The organism is Bacillus sp. FSL K6-3149 (assembly GCF_038630515.1).
GTDB classification, from domain to species: domain Bacteria; phylum Bacillota; class Bacilli; order Bacillales; family Bacillaceae; genus Bacillus; species Bacillus pumilus.
Genome location: NZ_CP152034.1, coordinates 806,883 through 822,987, shown reverse-complemented (window position 1 = coordinate 822,987; position 16,105 = coordinate 806,883). Strand labels below are relative to the sequence as shown.

The 16,105-nt window shown below is 42.3% G+C and carries 14 protein-coding genes; 5 read left to right on the top strand and 9 right to left on the bottom strand.

Annotation, left to right across the window (positions count from 1 at the left end):
• Positions 1-11: 11 nt before the first annotated feature.
• From MHB83_RS04250 to MHB83_RS04225, 6 genes are all read right to left on the bottom strand, one after another.
• Positions 12-2,078 (bottom strand): beta-galactosidase, encoded by a 2,067-nt coding sequence (locus MHB83_RS04250; protein ID WP_342496661.1) that lies wholly within the window; start codon positions 2,076-2,078, stop codon positions 12-14.
• A gap of 23 nt (positions 2,079-2,101) precedes the next feature.
• Complete coding sequence (locus MHB83_RS04245) at positions 2,102-3,310, bottom strand: glycosyl hydrolase 53 family protein (RefSeq protein ID WP_137054148.1); 1,209 nt, start codon at positions 3,308-3,310, stop codon at positions 2,102-2,104.
• Positions 3,311-3,321: 11 nt separating this feature from the next.
• The gene (locus tag MHB83_RS04240) at positions 3,322-4,164 is read right to left on the bottom strand and encodes an ABC transporter permease subunit (protein WP_003215217.1); all 843 of its coding nucleotides are present in this window, start codon (positions 4,162-4,164) and stop codon (positions 3,322-3,324) included.
• Between the two features lies 1 nt (position 4,165).
• Positions 4,166-5,437, bottom strand: coding sequence for a sugar ABC transporter permease (locus MHB83_RS04235; RefSeq protein ID WP_050944718.1), 1,272 nt, complete (start codon positions 5,435-5,437; stop codon positions 4,166-4,168).
• Positions 5,438-5,542: 105 nt separating this feature from the next.
• Entirely contained in the window at positions 5,543-6,808 is a 1,266-nt protein-coding gene (locus tag MHB83_RS04230) for an extracellular solute-binding protein (protein ID WP_327839451.1), read from the bottom strand.
• A gap of 172 nt (positions 6,809-6,980) precedes the next feature.
• Positions 6,981-7,976, bottom strand: a complete 996-nt coding sequence (locus MHB83_RS04225) for a LacI family DNA-binding transcriptional regulator (RefSeq protein WP_309216102.1) — start codon at positions 7,974-7,976, stop codon at positions 6,981-6,983.
• Between the two features lie 172 nt (positions 7,977-8,148).
• On the opposite strand from MHB83_RS04225, the gene MHB83_RS04220 reads away from it, so the two are divergent.
• Positions 8,149-9,048 carry a LysR family transcriptional regulator gene (locus MHB83_RS04220; RefSeq protein ID WP_003214942.1) on the top strand — a complete coding sequence of 300 codons (900 nt, stop codon included), beginning with the start codon at positions 8,149-8,151 and terminating at the stop codon, positions 9,046-9,048.
• A gap of 222 nt (positions 9,049-9,270) precedes the next feature.
• Here the strand turns inward: MHB83_RS04220 and MHB83_RS04215 are convergent, their stop codons facing one another.
• The 3 genes from MHB83_RS04215 to MHB83_RS04205 form a co-directional block, all read right to left on the bottom strand.
• A complete protein-coding gene (locus MHB83_RS04215; protein WP_342496660.1) occupies positions 9,271-10,947 on the bottom strand; it encodes a hypothetical protein in 1,677 nt (558 codons plus the stop codon).
• Positions 10,948-11,029: 82 nt separating this feature from the next.
• Positions 11,030-11,440 carry a hypothetical protein gene (locus tag MHB83_RS04210; protein ID WP_327839452.1) on the bottom strand — a complete coding sequence of 137 codons (411 nt, stop codon included), beginning with the start codon at positions 11,438-11,440 and terminating at the stop codon, positions 11,030-11,032.
• A gap of 12 nt (positions 11,441-11,452) precedes the next feature.
• Complete coding sequence (locus MHB83_RS04205) at positions 11,453-12,937, bottom strand: lipase (RefSeq protein WP_342496659.1); 1,485 nt, start codon at positions 12,935-12,937, stop codon at positions 11,453-11,455.
• Between the two features lie 129 nt (positions 12,938-13,066).
• On the opposite strand from MHB83_RS04205, the gene MHB83_RS04200 reads away from it, so the two are divergent.
• The 4 genes from MHB83_RS04200 (at position 13,067) to MHB83_RS04185 (ending at position 16,101) form a co-directional block, all read left to right on the top strand.
• Complete coding sequence (locus MHB83_RS04200) at positions 13,067-13,573, top strand: DUF1433 domain-containing protein (RefSeq protein WP_137054154.1); 507 nt, start codon at positions 13,067-13,069, stop codon at positions 13,571-13,573.
• A 58-nt stretch (positions 13,574-13,631) separates the two neighbouring features.
• Positions 13,632-14,117, top strand: a complete 486-nt coding sequence (locus MHB83_RS04195) for a DUF1433 domain-containing protein (RefSeq protein ID WP_137054155.1) — start codon at positions 13,632-13,634, stop codon at positions 14,115-14,117.
• 98 nt (positions 14,118-14,215) lie between these two features.
• Positions 14,216-15,151, top strand: a complete 936-nt coding sequence (locus MHB83_RS04190; protein WP_342496658.1) for a nucleoside hydrolase — start codon at positions 14,216-14,218, stop codon at positions 15,149-15,151.
• A gap of 92 nt (positions 15,152-15,243) precedes the next feature.
• Complete coding sequence (locus MHB83_RS04185) at positions 15,244-16,101, top strand: MurR/RpiR family transcriptional regulator (RefSeq protein WP_044140358.1); 858 nt, start codon at positions 15,244-15,246, stop codon at positions 16,099-16,101.
• Positions 16,102-16,105 lie beyond the last annotated feature (4 nt).

Sequence of the window (16,105 nt, the reverse complement as noted above, 5' to 3'; positions counted from 1 at the left end):
CCTCTTTCAATCTATTTTTTCAAAATAATGTACTCGTAAGGATCAAGGTGAAGCTCTTGAGGCACATGTTGCCCTGTCAGCATATTTTGATAGCTCTCTTTTGAATCTAGTGAAAGGAGCTGCTGCTTTTCCGTAAAATTCATCATAAACACATAGTCCTGCGACCCATCTGTTCGTTTTTGTACACTGACTCCCTCTGGAATCACCGCTGATAGGACGGGTTGTATCTTCATTTCTGCGATGAGTTCCCCGTAAAACTCATCATAAAAAATCTCCTCATTTTCGGAAGCCATATAGTATGCTTTTCCATCTCCAAAAGGATGGACAGTCAGGGCTGGCTGTCCTTCGTAGCAGCCGTTCTCAAAATGTCCTAACACAGAGGCCGTTTCAGGATGAATGGATTCGCAATATTGCCCGACATGGTAGGTGCGTCCATTTCCTGTGGTCATTAATACATGTTCATCTGGCATCAATGTGTTGATTTCCTCAGCCCAAATGCCAAGTACATGGCGGAGAGGACCGGGGAAACCGCCGAGGAAACAGAGGTCGTTTTCATCGACCATGCCGCTCCAGTACGTTGCCACAAAAATGCCGCCCTCTTTGACAAATGCTTCGATCTTTTCTGCCACGCCTGGTTTGATCATGTAGAGCATTGGACCAACGAGCACACGATAGGATGAGAAATCCTTTTCCATGCCGACAATGTCAACAGGAATGCCTTTTTTCCAAAAGCTTCGATAGTGAGTTTGACAAGCCTCTACATAGCGTTTGTTTGTATTATTTAAGCCTTGTGCATCATCAATGGCCCAGTGGTTTTCCCAATCGTATATGATGGCGACTTCTGGTTGAACGGATGTCCCCGCGATGGGTTGCAGCTGCTCCAGCTGTTTCCCTAGATCAGCGACCTCTTGAAACACTCGCGTATGTTCATGTCCGGAATGATCGACTACCGCGCCATGGAATTTCTCAGAGGCACCTCGACCCTGTCTCCACTGGAAATAAAGCACTGAGTCTGATCCGTGGGCAATCGCCTGCATAGCAGACAGATGAGCCATTCCTTGATGTTTGACTTTATTCACATCATGCCAATTCACGAGGCTAGGCGTGCTTTCCATCACGAGAAATGGCTGACCGTCCTTTAATGAACGATATAAGTCGTGAACGAAGGCAACGTTTGACGCTAATTCAGCGGTTGTTTCCCTGCCGCTATGCCATGCTGGATAGCTATCCCATGAAATTACGTCGACCTCTTTTGCAAATTGATGATAATCCAGTCCAAGAAATGGGCGCATATGCGGGTAGTCGCCCATAAAGTTGGTGGTCACTGGAATATGGGGCGTCAATTCCCGAAGCGGTTCAATTTCATTTTGATAAAAATTGATCGTTTGCGCTGTGACAAAGCGTTTCCAGTCTAGGTTCATCCCGTGAATCATGTGCTCCCCGTGCGGTGCAGGTGACTCGATTTGTGACCAATCACTATACGTGTGGCTCCAAAACCCCGTCCACCATGCTTGGTTTAAAGCTTCAAGGTCATGATTGTACTTGTCTTTCAAAAAGTCTCGAAATGCTTCCTGGCAGAGATCACAATGACATTCGCCGCCGTACTCATTCGAAATGTGCCACATGATCAGTGCTGGGTGATCCTTGTAGCGTTCAGCGAGCAAACGATTGAGTGTATTCGTTTTTTCTCGATAAACCGGTGAGGTGAAGCAATGATTATGGCGAAGTCCATGTAAGTTACGCTGACGGTTCGCTTCGACGCGCAATACCTCTGGATATGCTTGCGAGAGCCATGCAGGTCGTGCCCCGCTTGGCGTTGCAAGAATGGCGTGTGCCCCCTGTGCTGCCAAGCGGTCCATGATGTCATCCAGCCATGTAAAATCATATTGACCTTCTTTTGGCTCTAGCTTACTCCATGCGAAAATGTTGATGGAGAATGTTTGACAGTGTGCAAGCTTCATTAATCGAAAATCTTCGTCAATGATCTCCGGCATATGAAGCCATTGATCTGGATTATAATCGCCACCATGCAAAAAGCCTTTCACATTGGGGTGAACGAGTGGGTAACGCTTTCCCATTTTGTCACGTCCTATCCTTTTAATTACGGTGTCATTTGTTTAAATACGTCTAGAGAAGGCAGTGCTTTTCCGTTGAAATCAAACATCGCTTGATTTTCCCAAGCATTTCCGGCCGTACCTGTTGTTTGGATATAAGCCAGCCCATATTGACTTGACCACGGAGCACCTTTCGCTGGAATCCAAAGCGGCTCCCAATAAAAGAAACCTTTCCCGCGATTGTTTTTCACTTGTGAAATTTTTTCTGATAGATCTCGTATAAAAGATGCCTGGCCTTGAGGTGAAGCTGGGTAGCCGGCAGTATTGACTGAATCTTGGTTAAATGAGTTTTCTAGGTTGTCGCCATTTGCTGTTGTAAAACCGTAGGCGGTTTCTACCACGATGACGTCTTTGTTATAGCGGACGCTAATATCATTCATATTGTTAGTAAGACCGCTAAATCCGCCGTCCCAATACGGGTAATAAGATAGACCGATCGTATCGAATGAGACGCCTCGTTTGTTGATTTCATCAAACCACCAGCGGGAGGCGCCATTGTCCCCACCATGGGCAAGGTGAAGCATAATTTTGATATTTGAATCGACAGAGCGGACTGCATTTGTGCCAGCCTTTAGCAAAGCGGCGAGCCGGTCAAATTCACCGCCGCCTTCACCCCAGCTTTTGCCGTTCGGCCACAGCATGCCTGAGTTCAATTCGTTTCCGACCTGTACCATGTTCGGCAGTGCATTTTGGGCTCTCATCGCTTTGAGTACATCCCCTGTGTAAGTGCCAACCGCTTTTACTAAATCGTTTTGTGAAAGAGATGCCCATGCTTTCGGTTTGAACTGTTTACCAGGATCAGTCCAGAAATCACTGTAGTGAAAATCAAGCAGCACTTTCATATTTTGTGCTTTTGCGCGTTTCGATAAAGCGATGGCTGTATTGAGATCATTTGTCCCGCCATTATAGGCACGGCCTTGATTGTCGTATGGGTGGTTCCACAGTCTAATACGCACATAGTTGACGCCTTTTTCCTTTAATAGCTTGAGCGGGTCCACCTGTTTTCCATTTTGGTCGAAGTATCTGCCGCCGCTTCTCTCCACTTCCGCAAGCATGGAGATATCGGCTCCTTTAATGAAATCACCTTGCAGTCCATTGATCGGCTGAACGGAAATTGCATCCGCTTTTGCTTCAGGTAAAATCCCTAATCCCATCAAAAAGAAAACGACAACCGTGACGAGCATCCATTTCTTCATCAAATCTCCCCTTATCCTTTTGTCCCGCCTTGTGTGAGGCCGGACACAAATTGTTTTTGTAACACAAGAAACAATAAAGCGACTGGAATCGCAATGAGTAAAGCCCCGGCTGCAAAGGTCGTGTAGCTGGCCCCCATTTTGTCTGACACAAGATTGTACAGACCGATCGGGAGTGTATACATTTCGGGTGAGCGGACAATGACACTGGAGATGATGAAATCACCCAGTGGTCCTGTAAATGAGTTGATGGCGACAACCGCCAAAATAGGTTTAGCAAGCGGCATAATAATTTGGATGAAAATTCGAAAATGCCCTGCGCCGTCCATTCTGGCTGATTCATCAAGATCCTTCGGAATCGCATCAAGATAGCCTTTCATTAAATACGTATTCATCGGAATTTGTCCGCCTGCATAAATCAAAATCAGTGCAAGATGGCTGTTAATCAGCCCAAGCATTTGAGCCAAAACGAAAATCGCAATCAGCGCTGAAAATTGAGGAATCATTTGCAGCAGTAAAAAGAGCATCAGCCCATTTTTCCGTCCTTTGAAACGGAATCTAGAGAAGGCATAGCCTGTAAAGCTAACAAGAATCAGCGTTAACAGCATTGTGGCAATACTGATCTTCATGGAGTTCCAATACCATTTTGCATAAAGTGCTCCCGGGCCAAAGAAGAGCTCGGTAAAGTGACTGAACGTTGGATTCTTCGGAAACATACTTGTGCTCATAAGGCTGTTTCCAGGATTAAAGGAAGCACCGATCGTCCAAAGCAGTGGATATAGAATACAAATGGAGGCAATGAAAAGGATAAAATAAGTAATGCTCAGGCGAATGAGCTTGTTTTGTTTTGATCCCATATCACATCATGTCCTCCTCTTTGAATGAATTCGTTCTCTTAAACTGCCAGAGTGCAATGGCGATGACAAAGATTGAAAGTAAAATCGTGACAGCCGCAGCGAGTGCATATTGAGAGGACTGCATCGTGAGTTTATAAATCCAAGACACCAAGATGTCCGTTCCCCCAGCGGTTGACCCCGCAACAGGCGGTCCCCCGCCATTAAATAAGTAGATGATATTAAAGTTGTTAAAATTAAACGTATATTGTGTGATGAGGATGGGTGCAATGGAATAGAGAACAAGCGGTAACGTGATGGACCGGAATTTCTGAAAAAAATTGGCTCCATCAATGGTCGCAGCCTCATATAAATCCTCGGGAATCGCCTGCAAAACGCCTGTTGTCATAATGAAAACGAAAGGAAATCCAAGCCAAGTCTGCATCGCAATGAGGGCAATTTTGCTCCAAAATGGATCTGTTAGCCATGGTTTTGGATCAATCCCTATCGATGCAAAAAGTGTATTGTTAATGGCCCCAAATGTATCATTGAACAGTCCAGCAAACACCAAAATGGTCACAAAGCCCGGAACAGCCCAAGGGAGAATCAAAATGGTTCTAAAAAACCGTTTTCCCTTTAAATCCTTCTGATTGAGCAGAACCGCTAAAAAGATGCCGAGGGCACATTGAAGGGTCGACGCGGCCAAAGTCCATACGACGGTCCAGCCAAGTACATCAATGAAGGTGTCTCTCCAAATATCAATGGAAAAGATATTTTGAAAGTTCTTGATTCCTACCCAGTCGATCAGATTGGCAGGAGGCGAGTGATATAAATCATAGTTCGTAAAGGCAAGCGCAAAGCTGAACATAATAGGAAAGACAACAGAAAATAGAAGTAAAAAGAAAGCAGGAGTGCTCATTAAGTAAGGGAAGCCTTGATCGATGAGCTGATGATATTGAGCACGGATGGAATGAAGTGGTACCCCTTGATCCCGTTTCTTTCCATTCATAAAAGCATCACGCATCATGAGTACATAAAAGCCGATACCAAAACCAGCTGTTAACAGCGCAATAATCCCCTTTGCTAAAAGAAAAACAGAGTTGTCACGAGGCAGCATTGTCCCAAGAGTGAACAGTCCCCAGAAGCCAATATTGAATAAATCATAAAATACAATCAAAAAAGCGGCGCCGAACAGGAAAAAGAGTGCCCCTTTGCCGTACTGTTTGTTGTATATCTGCCCCATCCCGGGTATAAAGGAGAACATTAGCGCCCGTCTCCGGTGTGTCTTTGATTCCATTATGTGTGTGCGGTCTAGTTCAAGGTTACCCGTCACGTCTAACACCTACTTCATATAAAATTAGATCAACTACGGGCAGTTTGATAGACTACCCGCATTTGATGGTTATTTGGAGTGATTTGCTTTAATTTGAGAGTCGATTTGATTGACCGCATCATCAAGTGCCTTTTTCACATCTGTACGACCAGTTGCAATGAGACCTAATGCACTATCAATCGGCTTCCACACCTCTTCCATTTCAGGATTGTTCGGTGTCAGTGTGGCGTATTTCGTTTGTTTAGAAACAGCATCCGCATTTGCGTTTTCCGTAATGATTGGATCTTTCATCAGTTTTTTCACTGGTGGAATTTCCTCTGTTAATTCAAAGCGCTTCTTTGAATTTTTTTCGTTCGTGATAAATTCAACAAATTTCTCAGCAAGTTCTTTATTTTTAGAATAAGAGGAGACGTTGTAGCTTTTTACACCTAAAAATGAGCTCATATGTTTTCCGTTAGGGAGTGTTGGCAGCTCGGCCACACCATAGTCAATACCCGCCTCTTTATATGGACCAAATGACCAAGGACCAGAAATGACGGCTGCTGCTTTTTTCTCTGTAAATAAGGAGTTGAGGACATTGATTCCTTGTTCACCAATGATGCCTTTCGGGAAAAGTCCTTCGCTAAAGAATTTTTGAATGTATTCTCCGCCTTGGATGGCGCCATCGTTGTTCAAACCAATGTCATTGACATCATAAGAGCCATCATTTTTCTGCTTGAAAATATAGCCTCCAGATCCGCCTAAAACACTTTGTGCATAGTAAATTTCATCCCATTTCGCAACAAAACCGTACTTTCCGTCTTTTGTCAGCTTTTTCGAAAGATCATACCAGCCATCAAGTGTCGTTGGTGCCTTTTTGACAAGATCTTTGTTATAAAAAAGGACAGTGGTTTCAACGGATTTTGGCAGACCATACAGTTTTCCATCTACCGTTTGTGATTGAATCGATTCGTCTGTGAAGGAGTTGATCACTTTTTGATCTGGCTTGATTTCTTGTAATAGCCCCTCAGTGACAGCTGATCCAATTTGATTGTGAGGCATCGTGATGACGTCTGGACCTGTCCCAGCTGCTCCATCTAGACGGAGAGCTTCGATTTGGTCGGCATAAGCTTTTTCGACCACTTTGATTTTCACATCATGTTGTTTTTCGAATTCTTTTACAGCGTCTTGAATCCCCTCAGTTTTTTTGACATCCTCCCACACTAGTAAGGTCTTTGTACCTGTAGATGCTGGCTGTGTTCCGCTTGAATTGTCATCTCCCGGTCCGCAAGCTGAAAGCAGAAGCACAGCAGTCCCAACGACTGCTGATAATGTCGCCCATTTTCCCTTTTTCATTAGTAATCCCCTCTCGTTCTTTTTTCACAGATGATAAGAAAACGCTTTCTTAATGTGAGAATATCAACTTGAGTAAAAAAAGTAAACATATTTTATTAAATTTATTAAGTAAAATTTTTTACTGATATAGAGAGAAAAGAAGCCCTCCACATTGGATGGGGCTTCCAGTTGTTTAGATTGTACTTTTTCGAAAGACAGGTTCTGAGGCAATCAGCACAGTTTTCGGTAATGTTCTGCCGTCTACAAGTCTTTCTAACAGTAAATCAACTGCTGTTTCACAAAGTAAAGACGTGTGGATATGATACGTGGTGAGCGGTGGTGACACATATTGAGACACATGAATATCGTTGATACTAAAGACGCTCACGCGGTTCGGCAGAGAAAATCCGCGCTCGTTTAATGCTTGTAAGCAGCCGATGGCAAGAGGATCACTAGCGACACAAAAAGCGGAAGGCAGGTCATCACCAAGCTCATCAATCGCCTTCATCATCAGCGCATAACCTTCATCTACTGAGAAATGGTGACCGACATAGACAAATCGTTCATCAAGGACATTGTGAGCCATCATATATTCACGGAAAGTCGTTTCTCGAATATCTGGAATATGCATATTCGTATTCAGATCTAGGTCTGTGCCGCCAATGAATCCAATGGATGTGTGTTCTTTTTCAATAAAAGAATCGATGATCTTTTCAACAATTCGTTTCAGGTTTGGCTTTACAGAATCAATACGGTCTTCATCTGGTGACGTATCAATAAAAACGATATGCTGGGTGATCTCATATAATTGGTCAAGCTCTGACGTTTTAAATCGGCCGATGGCAATGATCCCTTCTGTAGAAGGATCAATGGAGTGAAGCCCATCAGATGGATTGTAAGCGGTGACATTTAAACTCCGAGTATTCGTAAGTTCCTCGATGCCCAGACGGATGGATTTAAAATAAATATCTTCAAGCTCTTCCTTTTCGGTCATCCAATAGAGAAAGGCGATTTTTTTTAATGAATGTTTGAATGTTTTCTTTTGATAGGACAAAGCTTCAGCGGCGGCGTATACTTTCTCGCGTGTTTGATCCGTGACAGATAGGTTGGGATCTTGGTTCAATACGCGAGATACAGTCGCAATGGATAATCCAGCTTTTTCAGCAATGTCCTTTATTTTAGCTGCCAAATCAGCACCTCCTATAGAAAATATCTCCTTCTAGTATAGAGTCTTTAAAAAAATTAGTAAATATTTTTATTAAATTGTTTTCAGTTAAGCGCTTCTTTACGCACTGGGAAGGAATTAGTAAGATATATATATGAAAGGTTTTGGATTAAGATTTCTGATAGGAGAGGGACCGATGTATTACGATGCACTGAAGACATTTGTGACAGTTGTGGAAGAGAAAAACTTTACAAAGGCAGCCCAAAAGCTGCGGATTTCTCAACCAAGTGTCAGTCTTCATATTAAGAACTTGGAGCAGGAATTCCAGACCGTTCTGCTGAATCGTTCGCCAAAGCAATTAACTGTTACACCAACTGGGGATATGCTGTACCATCGATCAAAACAAATCATTCGTTTATATGAACAGGCGAAGCAGGATATTTATGAGCATCATCATCTGGCAAGAGGTAAGCTGACAATCGGGGCGAGTTTTACCATTGGAGAGTACGTGCTGCCGCAAATATTGGCAGAGTTTCATCAGCTCTATCCGCATGTGGACATTGAGGTGGTCATTGATAACACAGAGGCGATCGCCAGTCATGTCCGCTTATTCCATGTCGACATCGGTTTGATCGAAGGACAGACGAATGACAAAGAACTGACAGTAGAAACCTTTCTAGAAGACGAGCTCTATATCGTCGCGCCATTAGATCACCCCTTTGCTAAGAAAAAGGATGTCACGATTGATCAATTGCAAAACGAAACATGGATCACGAGAGAAGAGGGATCAGGTACCGGAGAATACTTACAGCACGTCCTGAAATCAAATGGACTGAAAGCACGGACATTTGTGACGTTTAGCAGCAATCAAGCGATTAAAGAGGCTGTGATTCATGGAATGGGGCTTTCTGTTTTATCTAAATATGTCCTCCAACGAGGCAGCATTGGCGGTGAATTGGCTGTCATTTCTGTGAGGGGAATGGATTTCAAACGTAAATTCTCCTATGTCGAGTCACCCATGACAGGGGGAAATAAAAATAAGGAATTGCTTGTTGAATTGTTAAGGAAAGAGAGAAAAGACGCTTCTCCTCAGTAGGAGAAGCATCTCAGCGTGTAGACAAACCCTCGCATTCGGTGTCAGGTCTTCGCTCCGGTGCTCACGAATGTCCAATTCGCTCCGCTCCGGTACTCGCCCTTCCTAGACTGCAAAGGTTTTCTATCACGCTGAAAAGAAGACAAAGGGCTAAAATCAAGATCATTTTAGCCCTTTGTCAATAATCTGAAAAGACGCTTCTCCTCAGTAGGAGAAGCATCTTTTTTATAACCCTTTAATGTTGATCTCATCAACTGGAAGGAAGATTTCACCCGTATCTGTGTATTTCATGGTGACCTGATCGCCTTCTTTTAAATAAATGACGAGAGGTTCTTTTTCAGATGACATGGTGTAGCTTTTCCCATCGTCTAGCAGGAAGGTAACGGTTGTATAATCACCGGTCTTTTCTTTGTAGACTCGTTTGACTTTCCCTGTCGTTTCTTTCTTTTCCTGCTTAGAGGAACTGTTAACGGTACCGCCGCCTTTTTGCAGAGCTGTCTTATAGGCTCTCAGTGCTTCGTTTGGTGTAGAAGCGTATGCAGCGATTTCAGGATTGGCTGCAGACACGATAAAGTAGTTTTGCAGGAATCCATTTGAATCGAGAACCGGCGTGAGCCAGCTGGCTTCTCCATAGAAATTATACAGAATCGGCATGCGACCTTTCCATTTCTTCTCGATGAAACGTTTCTCGATAATTTGCAGAGCGCCTTGAGAATCCATGTAGGACGCTTCAAGATTTCCGGTATAATAAGTCGCTTTTCCTGTTCGGGCATTTGTCAGGGCATATCCAAGCATCGAATCAACGCCCTCTTTCGGACTTGTGAAATCTGTGAAGTAGTACATATCTCCTTTTGAATCAAACACTGGACTCACATTGGCTTCTGTTCCTTCATCTGAAGGCAGCTTCACATCTGATTTTCCAAACATACTGTTCCAGAACCCGTGAATATAGTTTCCGAAATAACTGTTTTGCAGACTGACCGCTTCTGGTGAAACAGCACCATCAATAAAAGCAGGTACTTGATCTAGAGCATATTTCTTCGTTGCACCTGTTTTGGCATCAACAACGACCACACCGGAAGCTTTAAAGCCGTTACGGGCAGAGATAAAATCGCCATACGTGCGAATGTAATAAGGCTTTCCGTCATCATTGATTTCCAGCTGTGTGTCGCCGTAGAAAATCAAATCAGGGTATTGAAGGCGAATATGCCGCTCAATTTCTTTGTTGAAATAAGAGGAAGGTGTGTAAACCATCTCTGTTTTCACAAACTTTGGATTGGCAGATGAGTCGGTCGCACTTAATGTAAAGTAACCCGGCGTACTCCCTGAACGAATCCATTTAAAGAAATCCGAGAATTCCACTGGGGCGATGTACACATACTCACCGTTGACCTTCTGGATTTGCAGGCTGCCAAGCTCATAGTAACTTGTGTTTGGAACCTGTCCGAACGATTTCTTCATTTTGTTCCGAGCAAATTGAGGCGGTACACTTGCAGGTGTTTCCGTCTCATCAAACGCTTTGATTTCCACTTTTTGTTCCATTTTGGAGACATCAAATTTCTCATTCGCATTGAATAGAAAAGCTGTCGCCATATAAACGCCGAGCAGTAATAAAATAAGAAACAGCACGCCTTTGATCTTACGCTCCAGCCCAACTGATAAAAAGGCGCCTGCTGCTGTCACAACAAGTCCAATCAACCATAGGGATGAAGGGTTACGATCCAAATTGGTCATATAATAGAAAACAAAAATACCGACCATGAACAGTAAAGCAAGGCCTGCAATCCACATAAGCGGAACCTGCTGTTCTGTTCCTTTCTTTCTAACGATCAACTTGAGTGGTGTGAGCAAGAGGGTCAAGACAAGACCGATCACAACCGAAAATAACAAAATATATCCCACAAACAGATCTCCTTTCAAATCAATCACTCTTTTAGTATATACGAGTGAGATGGGGAAAAGATTCATAAGACGGAAGGTTCATCTAAATGCCAATCGAGTCGATGGCGGATTGCACATCTTCTTTCAGTTCGTAAAACTTGAGTCTTTGCTCGATTTTCTCTGTTAAGGCGTCAATGGCTTGTCCTGACATATGCGTATGGATGCGCTTTTGATGTTTATACACTTTGTTCTGAAGTTCAACAATTAGATCTAAAATTTTTCCCGCTTCTTGGCGGTCTTCTGCAAATTCATGTTGAAGCTGATGCCGGATGGCTCTGATTAGCGCTGTTTTCTGTTCTTCTTTGATCTTTGCTTTCAAAGCAGCCAGCTCTGCTGGTGTCATGTCTTCAGTGTGAAAGTTTGTTTGAGAAAAGACGGAGCTTGATGTATGCGTATCTGTCATTCGTTGCAAAAAACGGTCTGCATCTGTTGGTTGTTTCTTTGAAAATTCCATTCCTCGTTCTCCTTAAGAAATGCCCATATTCTTTGCCAGGGCTGTATCTGCATCATGGTATTCTTTTCCTAGCTGGCTCATATCATCTGATATTGAGTCCAGCCACCTTTTTATATTCATCGCGCTATCAATCGCTGTATCATACTCTTTGACGGAATAGAACTCATTCTCAAGTCCCTCTGTTTTTAAGTGGCGAATTACAGCATCCACATCTGATGCCGTCAGCTGGTCATAGGAACCAAAGCCAACAATCTGTTTGTATCTCGAGCGTACCCGTTCCACAGATTGATCCACTTTGTCATCGAGTTTCTCGATTTTGCGAATGATTTGCTGCATATGGTGCTCGGCATATGTCGAGAATTTACGACCTGTGTTCATGAGAACATGGGACTTGATTAAAATCGCCACCACACTTTGCGGGTGAACATTCGACTGACTCAATTGATGTAACATGGCGGCAGTGAGAGAAGGGTTTTTTCTCAACATATCATCAATGGTTTCAACGGAGCCATCTGATGAAAAGGCATACCGATCTAAGCCATGGCTGCCGGCGAGGGCTTCAAGGAATAAATTCGCATCCAGTGAAGGATTCACACTCATTGCCCGATTGAGGAGATCTTTCATGAATTGGACGGCTTTGGAGGAATCCTCGGAGTAATCGACGCCTTCAGGTAAAGCGGCATCATACATCACTTTCACACGACCGATTTCTGTCGTATGTCGATTTAAAAGAGAAAGCCCGTCATTGAGATTGATATATTCTGTTAATCTACTGCGGTAATCACCTTTTAATGCTTTGGCTTGGAGGCCATCCGATAGATTGGGGTAAATATTCGGATTCTCAAAGGTGACCCCGCCTTTAATAAAATCATTTTTAACAAGAACATAGGACGCATTCGATCCGCCAAGTGAATGCCCTGTCACATACATCTTGGCATTTGGCATTTTCTTATGTATTTCTTTCGCATAACGATCCGCTTGAACCATTTGATTCTCTGCACCATGTTCAAAGGGAATATTCTTAATCAAATACTTTGTATCTGATATCAGCCAATCTTGCACAATCTCATTTGTATAGGTCGTTGTCCCTGTCGCCACCTTCGTCGTGACTTCCTTTGACGTCTGTGACTGACGAAAAGGAGGCAGCTTCGTCAAAATGGTAGAAAGAAGATCATCTGACTCTTTTTTTCCATGTTTTTTAATGGTATCTTTATATTGGCCAGCGCCAATCGGTTCTGACCCGCGGTAGGCGATGACTGCGTTTTTGATTTTGGTGAGGTCTTTGCCTTTACCGGATCGAATAAAGTCATCTTTTGATACCAGAGTTAGTGAGTTAAGCCCTTTTCCTGTTTCTTTATAGTCAACGACATACATTTTTCTACCATTGCTAATTTCTATCTCTTTATAGTTCTTATAATTTTTAATAGCATAAGATTTTGATGATATTTCTTTATAGTCTTCGTCAGTAAGCTTAAATCCAGTTGACTTTGTGGTCAATATTAACACTCCTGTAATATTTATCTTTGGTAATTATATTATAGAGTGGTATAAATAGCTATTATAAATCCATAGCTTATTATACAAAAAACAGCTGTATTATATCAATAAAAGGTGGATATTGTATAAATGAAAAATGTAATTAGAATTATATGTATTCTAGTTCTCATCATAGTTATCTCTGTGATTTTAATTATTGTACAATTTGATAAAAGAAAAGGATCAAACGAAGTGGGGGGTGAAAATAGCGTGGAAGAAAGAGTAAAGAGTGATCAAGAATTAGCAGAAGAGTTTGCAGAGAAGATGAAACCCAAGATTGAAGAACACTTACAGAAAAGAGATGTTCATCATTTTATCAAAACCATAACATTTGAAAAAGATGTGACCATCAACCCTATGGGAGATATTACGATTGATGGATATGTAAATGATGAACCGGAGAAGTACGGATTCTCAGCTTCTTTACAATATAGAGCTAAAAAAATAGGCTCAATGAGTTTTGACTCTGATTTATCCGACCGCTTCATAGATTGGGAAGAATATAAAGATGAGCCGGAAATAAAAGAAAATTACCTTAAAAGTTTCACCAAGAAGGAACGTGAACAGTATCTGAAAGACATTGGAGAAAAAGAGTAAAACAGGTATTTACGTGCCTTTTTTATGTTTCATTCATAAAAAGGTGGAAGTGCTAGATATGAAAAATACAATAAAACTTGTATCTGTATTGATTGTGATCATCTTTTTCTCAGTAACTTCATTAATCGTTGAGCATAATAAGCTAAGTCAATCGAATGATGCGGTGCAAGAGAAAAGCGATCAAGAAAAAGCAGAAGAGTATGCAGAGAAGATGAAATCCAAAATAGAAGAACGATTACAAAATAAAGATATCCATCATTTTATAGAGAAAATAACATTCAAAAAAAAGGTAGTCATAAGTCCAATGGGATATGTAACAGTTGATGGTTATATAAATGATGAGCCTGAAAAATTTTATTTCTCAGCATCATTAATGCATAAATCTAAGGAAATTGGTTCAATGAGCTATTCTCCAGAGTTGTCTTATCGATTTAAAGACTGGGATAAATATAAAGATGAGCCTGAAATAAAGGAAAACTATCTTAAGAGGCTCTCTGAAAAAGAACGCGAACAGTATCTCAAAGACATCGGAAAAAAAGAGTAATTACAAGTGTTCAACTTCTGATTATCTTCAAATCGTTGAAAAAGGTATATGCTATCATTCCCCTAACAACACTTTCAAATAAGGGAGAGATTTCAATCATGGCAAATAAAAAGAAATTGATCTTGGACGTAGATACTGGAATTGATGATGCGATTGGGATTTTGCTGGCAGTGAAAAGTCAGCAGTTTGATATCTTGGGGATTACGACGGTGTGTGGGAATGTGTCTGTCGATGCGGCTACATTGAATACGTGTAAAGTGCTTGAGCTGGTTGAGGCAGATGATATTCCTGTCATCAAAGGTGCAGCAACCCCTCTTTTAAGAGCGCCCCATTATGAACATCGGGTTCACGGAGAGGATGGGATTGGCGGTGCTTTAAAGGATGCTCAGCCTAAGAAGAAAGCAGATGCTGGTTTTGCGCCTGATTTTATCATCGACCGGGTGATGCAGTATTCGAAGCAGGTTACGCTTGTGTTGACAGGACCTTTAACGAATTTAGCTCTTGCAGTGAAAAAGTGCCCTGAGCTGATTCATCACGTGAAAGAAGTCATTTTTATGGGTGGTGTCGTGCAGGGACAGGGGAACGTCACTCCGGTAGCGGAATTTAATACATATGCAGACCCAGAAGCGGCAAAGTTAGTGCTGGATGCAGGGTTCCCTTCATTGACTCAAGTGGGTTTAGATGTCACGAGACAGGTCTTGCTTACGGATGAAAGAATTGATGCGATTCAGAATGAAACGTTGGCCCATTATATTAGAGAGAGTACAAGCATTTACCGTCAGCGCTATTTTGAGCGCAATGGTGTGTGGGCGTGTGCCATGCATGATCCGCTTGCTGTCAGTCTTGCCATTGACAAGCAGCTCGTGAGCACACAGGCTTTTCATGTGGACGTCGAGACGAAGAGTGAGTTTTGTGATGGACAGATGATCTGTGATTTTCAGCATCAATGGGAGAAAGAGCGCAACGTTCAAGTGTGTACGGATGTAAATGCTGACGCTTTCTTTGATTTATTGATCAAAACAATGAACGCTTAAAAAAGAAGTCTGTGCAAACAGGCTTCTTTTTTATAAGATGGGAACATGAGGAAATGTATGCGTTCACATGAATAAGGGAGGAGTGAAGTCAATTGGCTTCTGTTAGTTTAAGTAGTATTGAAAAAATACGAGCAGCAAGCAGGGGATTGCCGCCAAAGCTGAAAGCAATTGCAGAGCATATTACGAGTGAGCCCCGCGACATCATCCATTTATCTATTGTCGAGCTTGCGAAAAAAACTGCAAGCTCAGAGGCAACGATTTTTCGTCTTTGTAAAAGGCTTGGATTTGAGGGCTTTCAAGATTTGAAGATTGCTATTGCCCAGGAAATAGACCAAACAAAGCCTAATTATGTAGATGAAGAAATGAGTCTTGATGATGATATGGCTATTTTTATGCAAAAGGTTTTTCAGACGAATATATCCGCTTTAAAGGATAGCTTTCAATTGTTGAATCCAGAGGATGTAGAAAAAGCCATACAAATCATTCATGAAGCAAAACGCTTAGAGTTTTATGGAAGTGGTGGATCTGGGCTCATTGCGACAGACGCTTTTCATAAATTTATGAGGACAGGCATCAACTGTATTGTTCACACAGATTCTCACTTTCAAGCGATGTCTGCTGGTCTTCTTGATCAGCACAGTACAGTGATCGGTATATCTCATTCTGGACGAAATAAAGATTTGCTCGATGCGATGAAAACAGCAAAGAGTAAAGGAGCTAAAACCATCGGTATTACAAGCTATCAGCGCTCACCATTGAGTCAGCTTGCAGATGTCACGTTGTATACTGCGACACAAGAAACGGCTTTTCGAACAGAAGCGATGTCCGCAAGACTTGCGCAGCTGACGGTCATTGACGTTCTATATTTTGCACTTGCTCACTTAAGGCAGCAGGAAACAATAACAAATTTAAAGCAAATGCGAGAAACCATTTCACAAAAAAGGGTGTAATGAT

Excerpts from the sequence above, each read along its gene's own strand:
- MHB83_RS04250 (WP_342496661.1), bottom strand. The coding sequence starts at position 2,078 with ATGGGAAAGCGTTACCCACTCGTTCACCCCAATGTGAAAGGCTTTTTG.
- MHB83_RS04245 (WP_137054148.1), bottom strand. The coding sequence starts at position 3,310 with ATGAAGAAATGGATGCTCGTCACGGTTGTCGTTTTCTTTTTGATGGGA.
- MHB83_RS04240 (WP_003215217.1), bottom strand. The coding sequence starts at position 4,164 with ATGGGATCAAAACAAAACAAGCTCATTCGCCTGAGCATTACTTATTTT.
- MHB83_RS04235 (WP_050944718.1), bottom strand. The coding sequence starts at position 5,437 with ATGGAATCAAAGACACACCGGAGACGGGCGCTAATGTTCTCCTTTATA.
- MHB83_RS04230 (WP_327839451.1), bottom strand. The coding sequence starts at position 6,808 with ATGAAAAAGGGAAAATGGGCGACATTATCAGCAGTCGTTGGGACTGCT.
- MHB83_RS04220 (WP_003214942.1), top strand. The coding sequence starts at position 8,149 with ATGTATTACGATGCACTGAAGACATTTGTGACAGTTGTGGAAGAGAAA.
- MHB83_RS04210 (WP_327839452.1), bottom strand. The coding sequence starts at position 11,440 with ATGGAATTTTCAAAGAAACAACCAACAGATGCAGACCGTTTTTTGCAA.
- MHB83_RS04200 (WP_137054154.1), top strand. The coding sequence starts at position 13,067 with ATGAAAAATGTAATTAGAATTATATGTATTCTAGTTCTCATCATAGTT.
- MHB83_RS04195 (WP_137054155.1), top strand. The coding sequence starts at position 13,632 with ATGAAAAATACAATAAAACTTGTATCTGTATTGATTGTGATCATCTTT.
- MHB83_RS04190 (WP_342496658.1), top strand. The coding sequence starts at position 14,216 with ATGGCAAATAAAAAGAAATTGATCTTGGACGTAGATACTGGAATTGAT.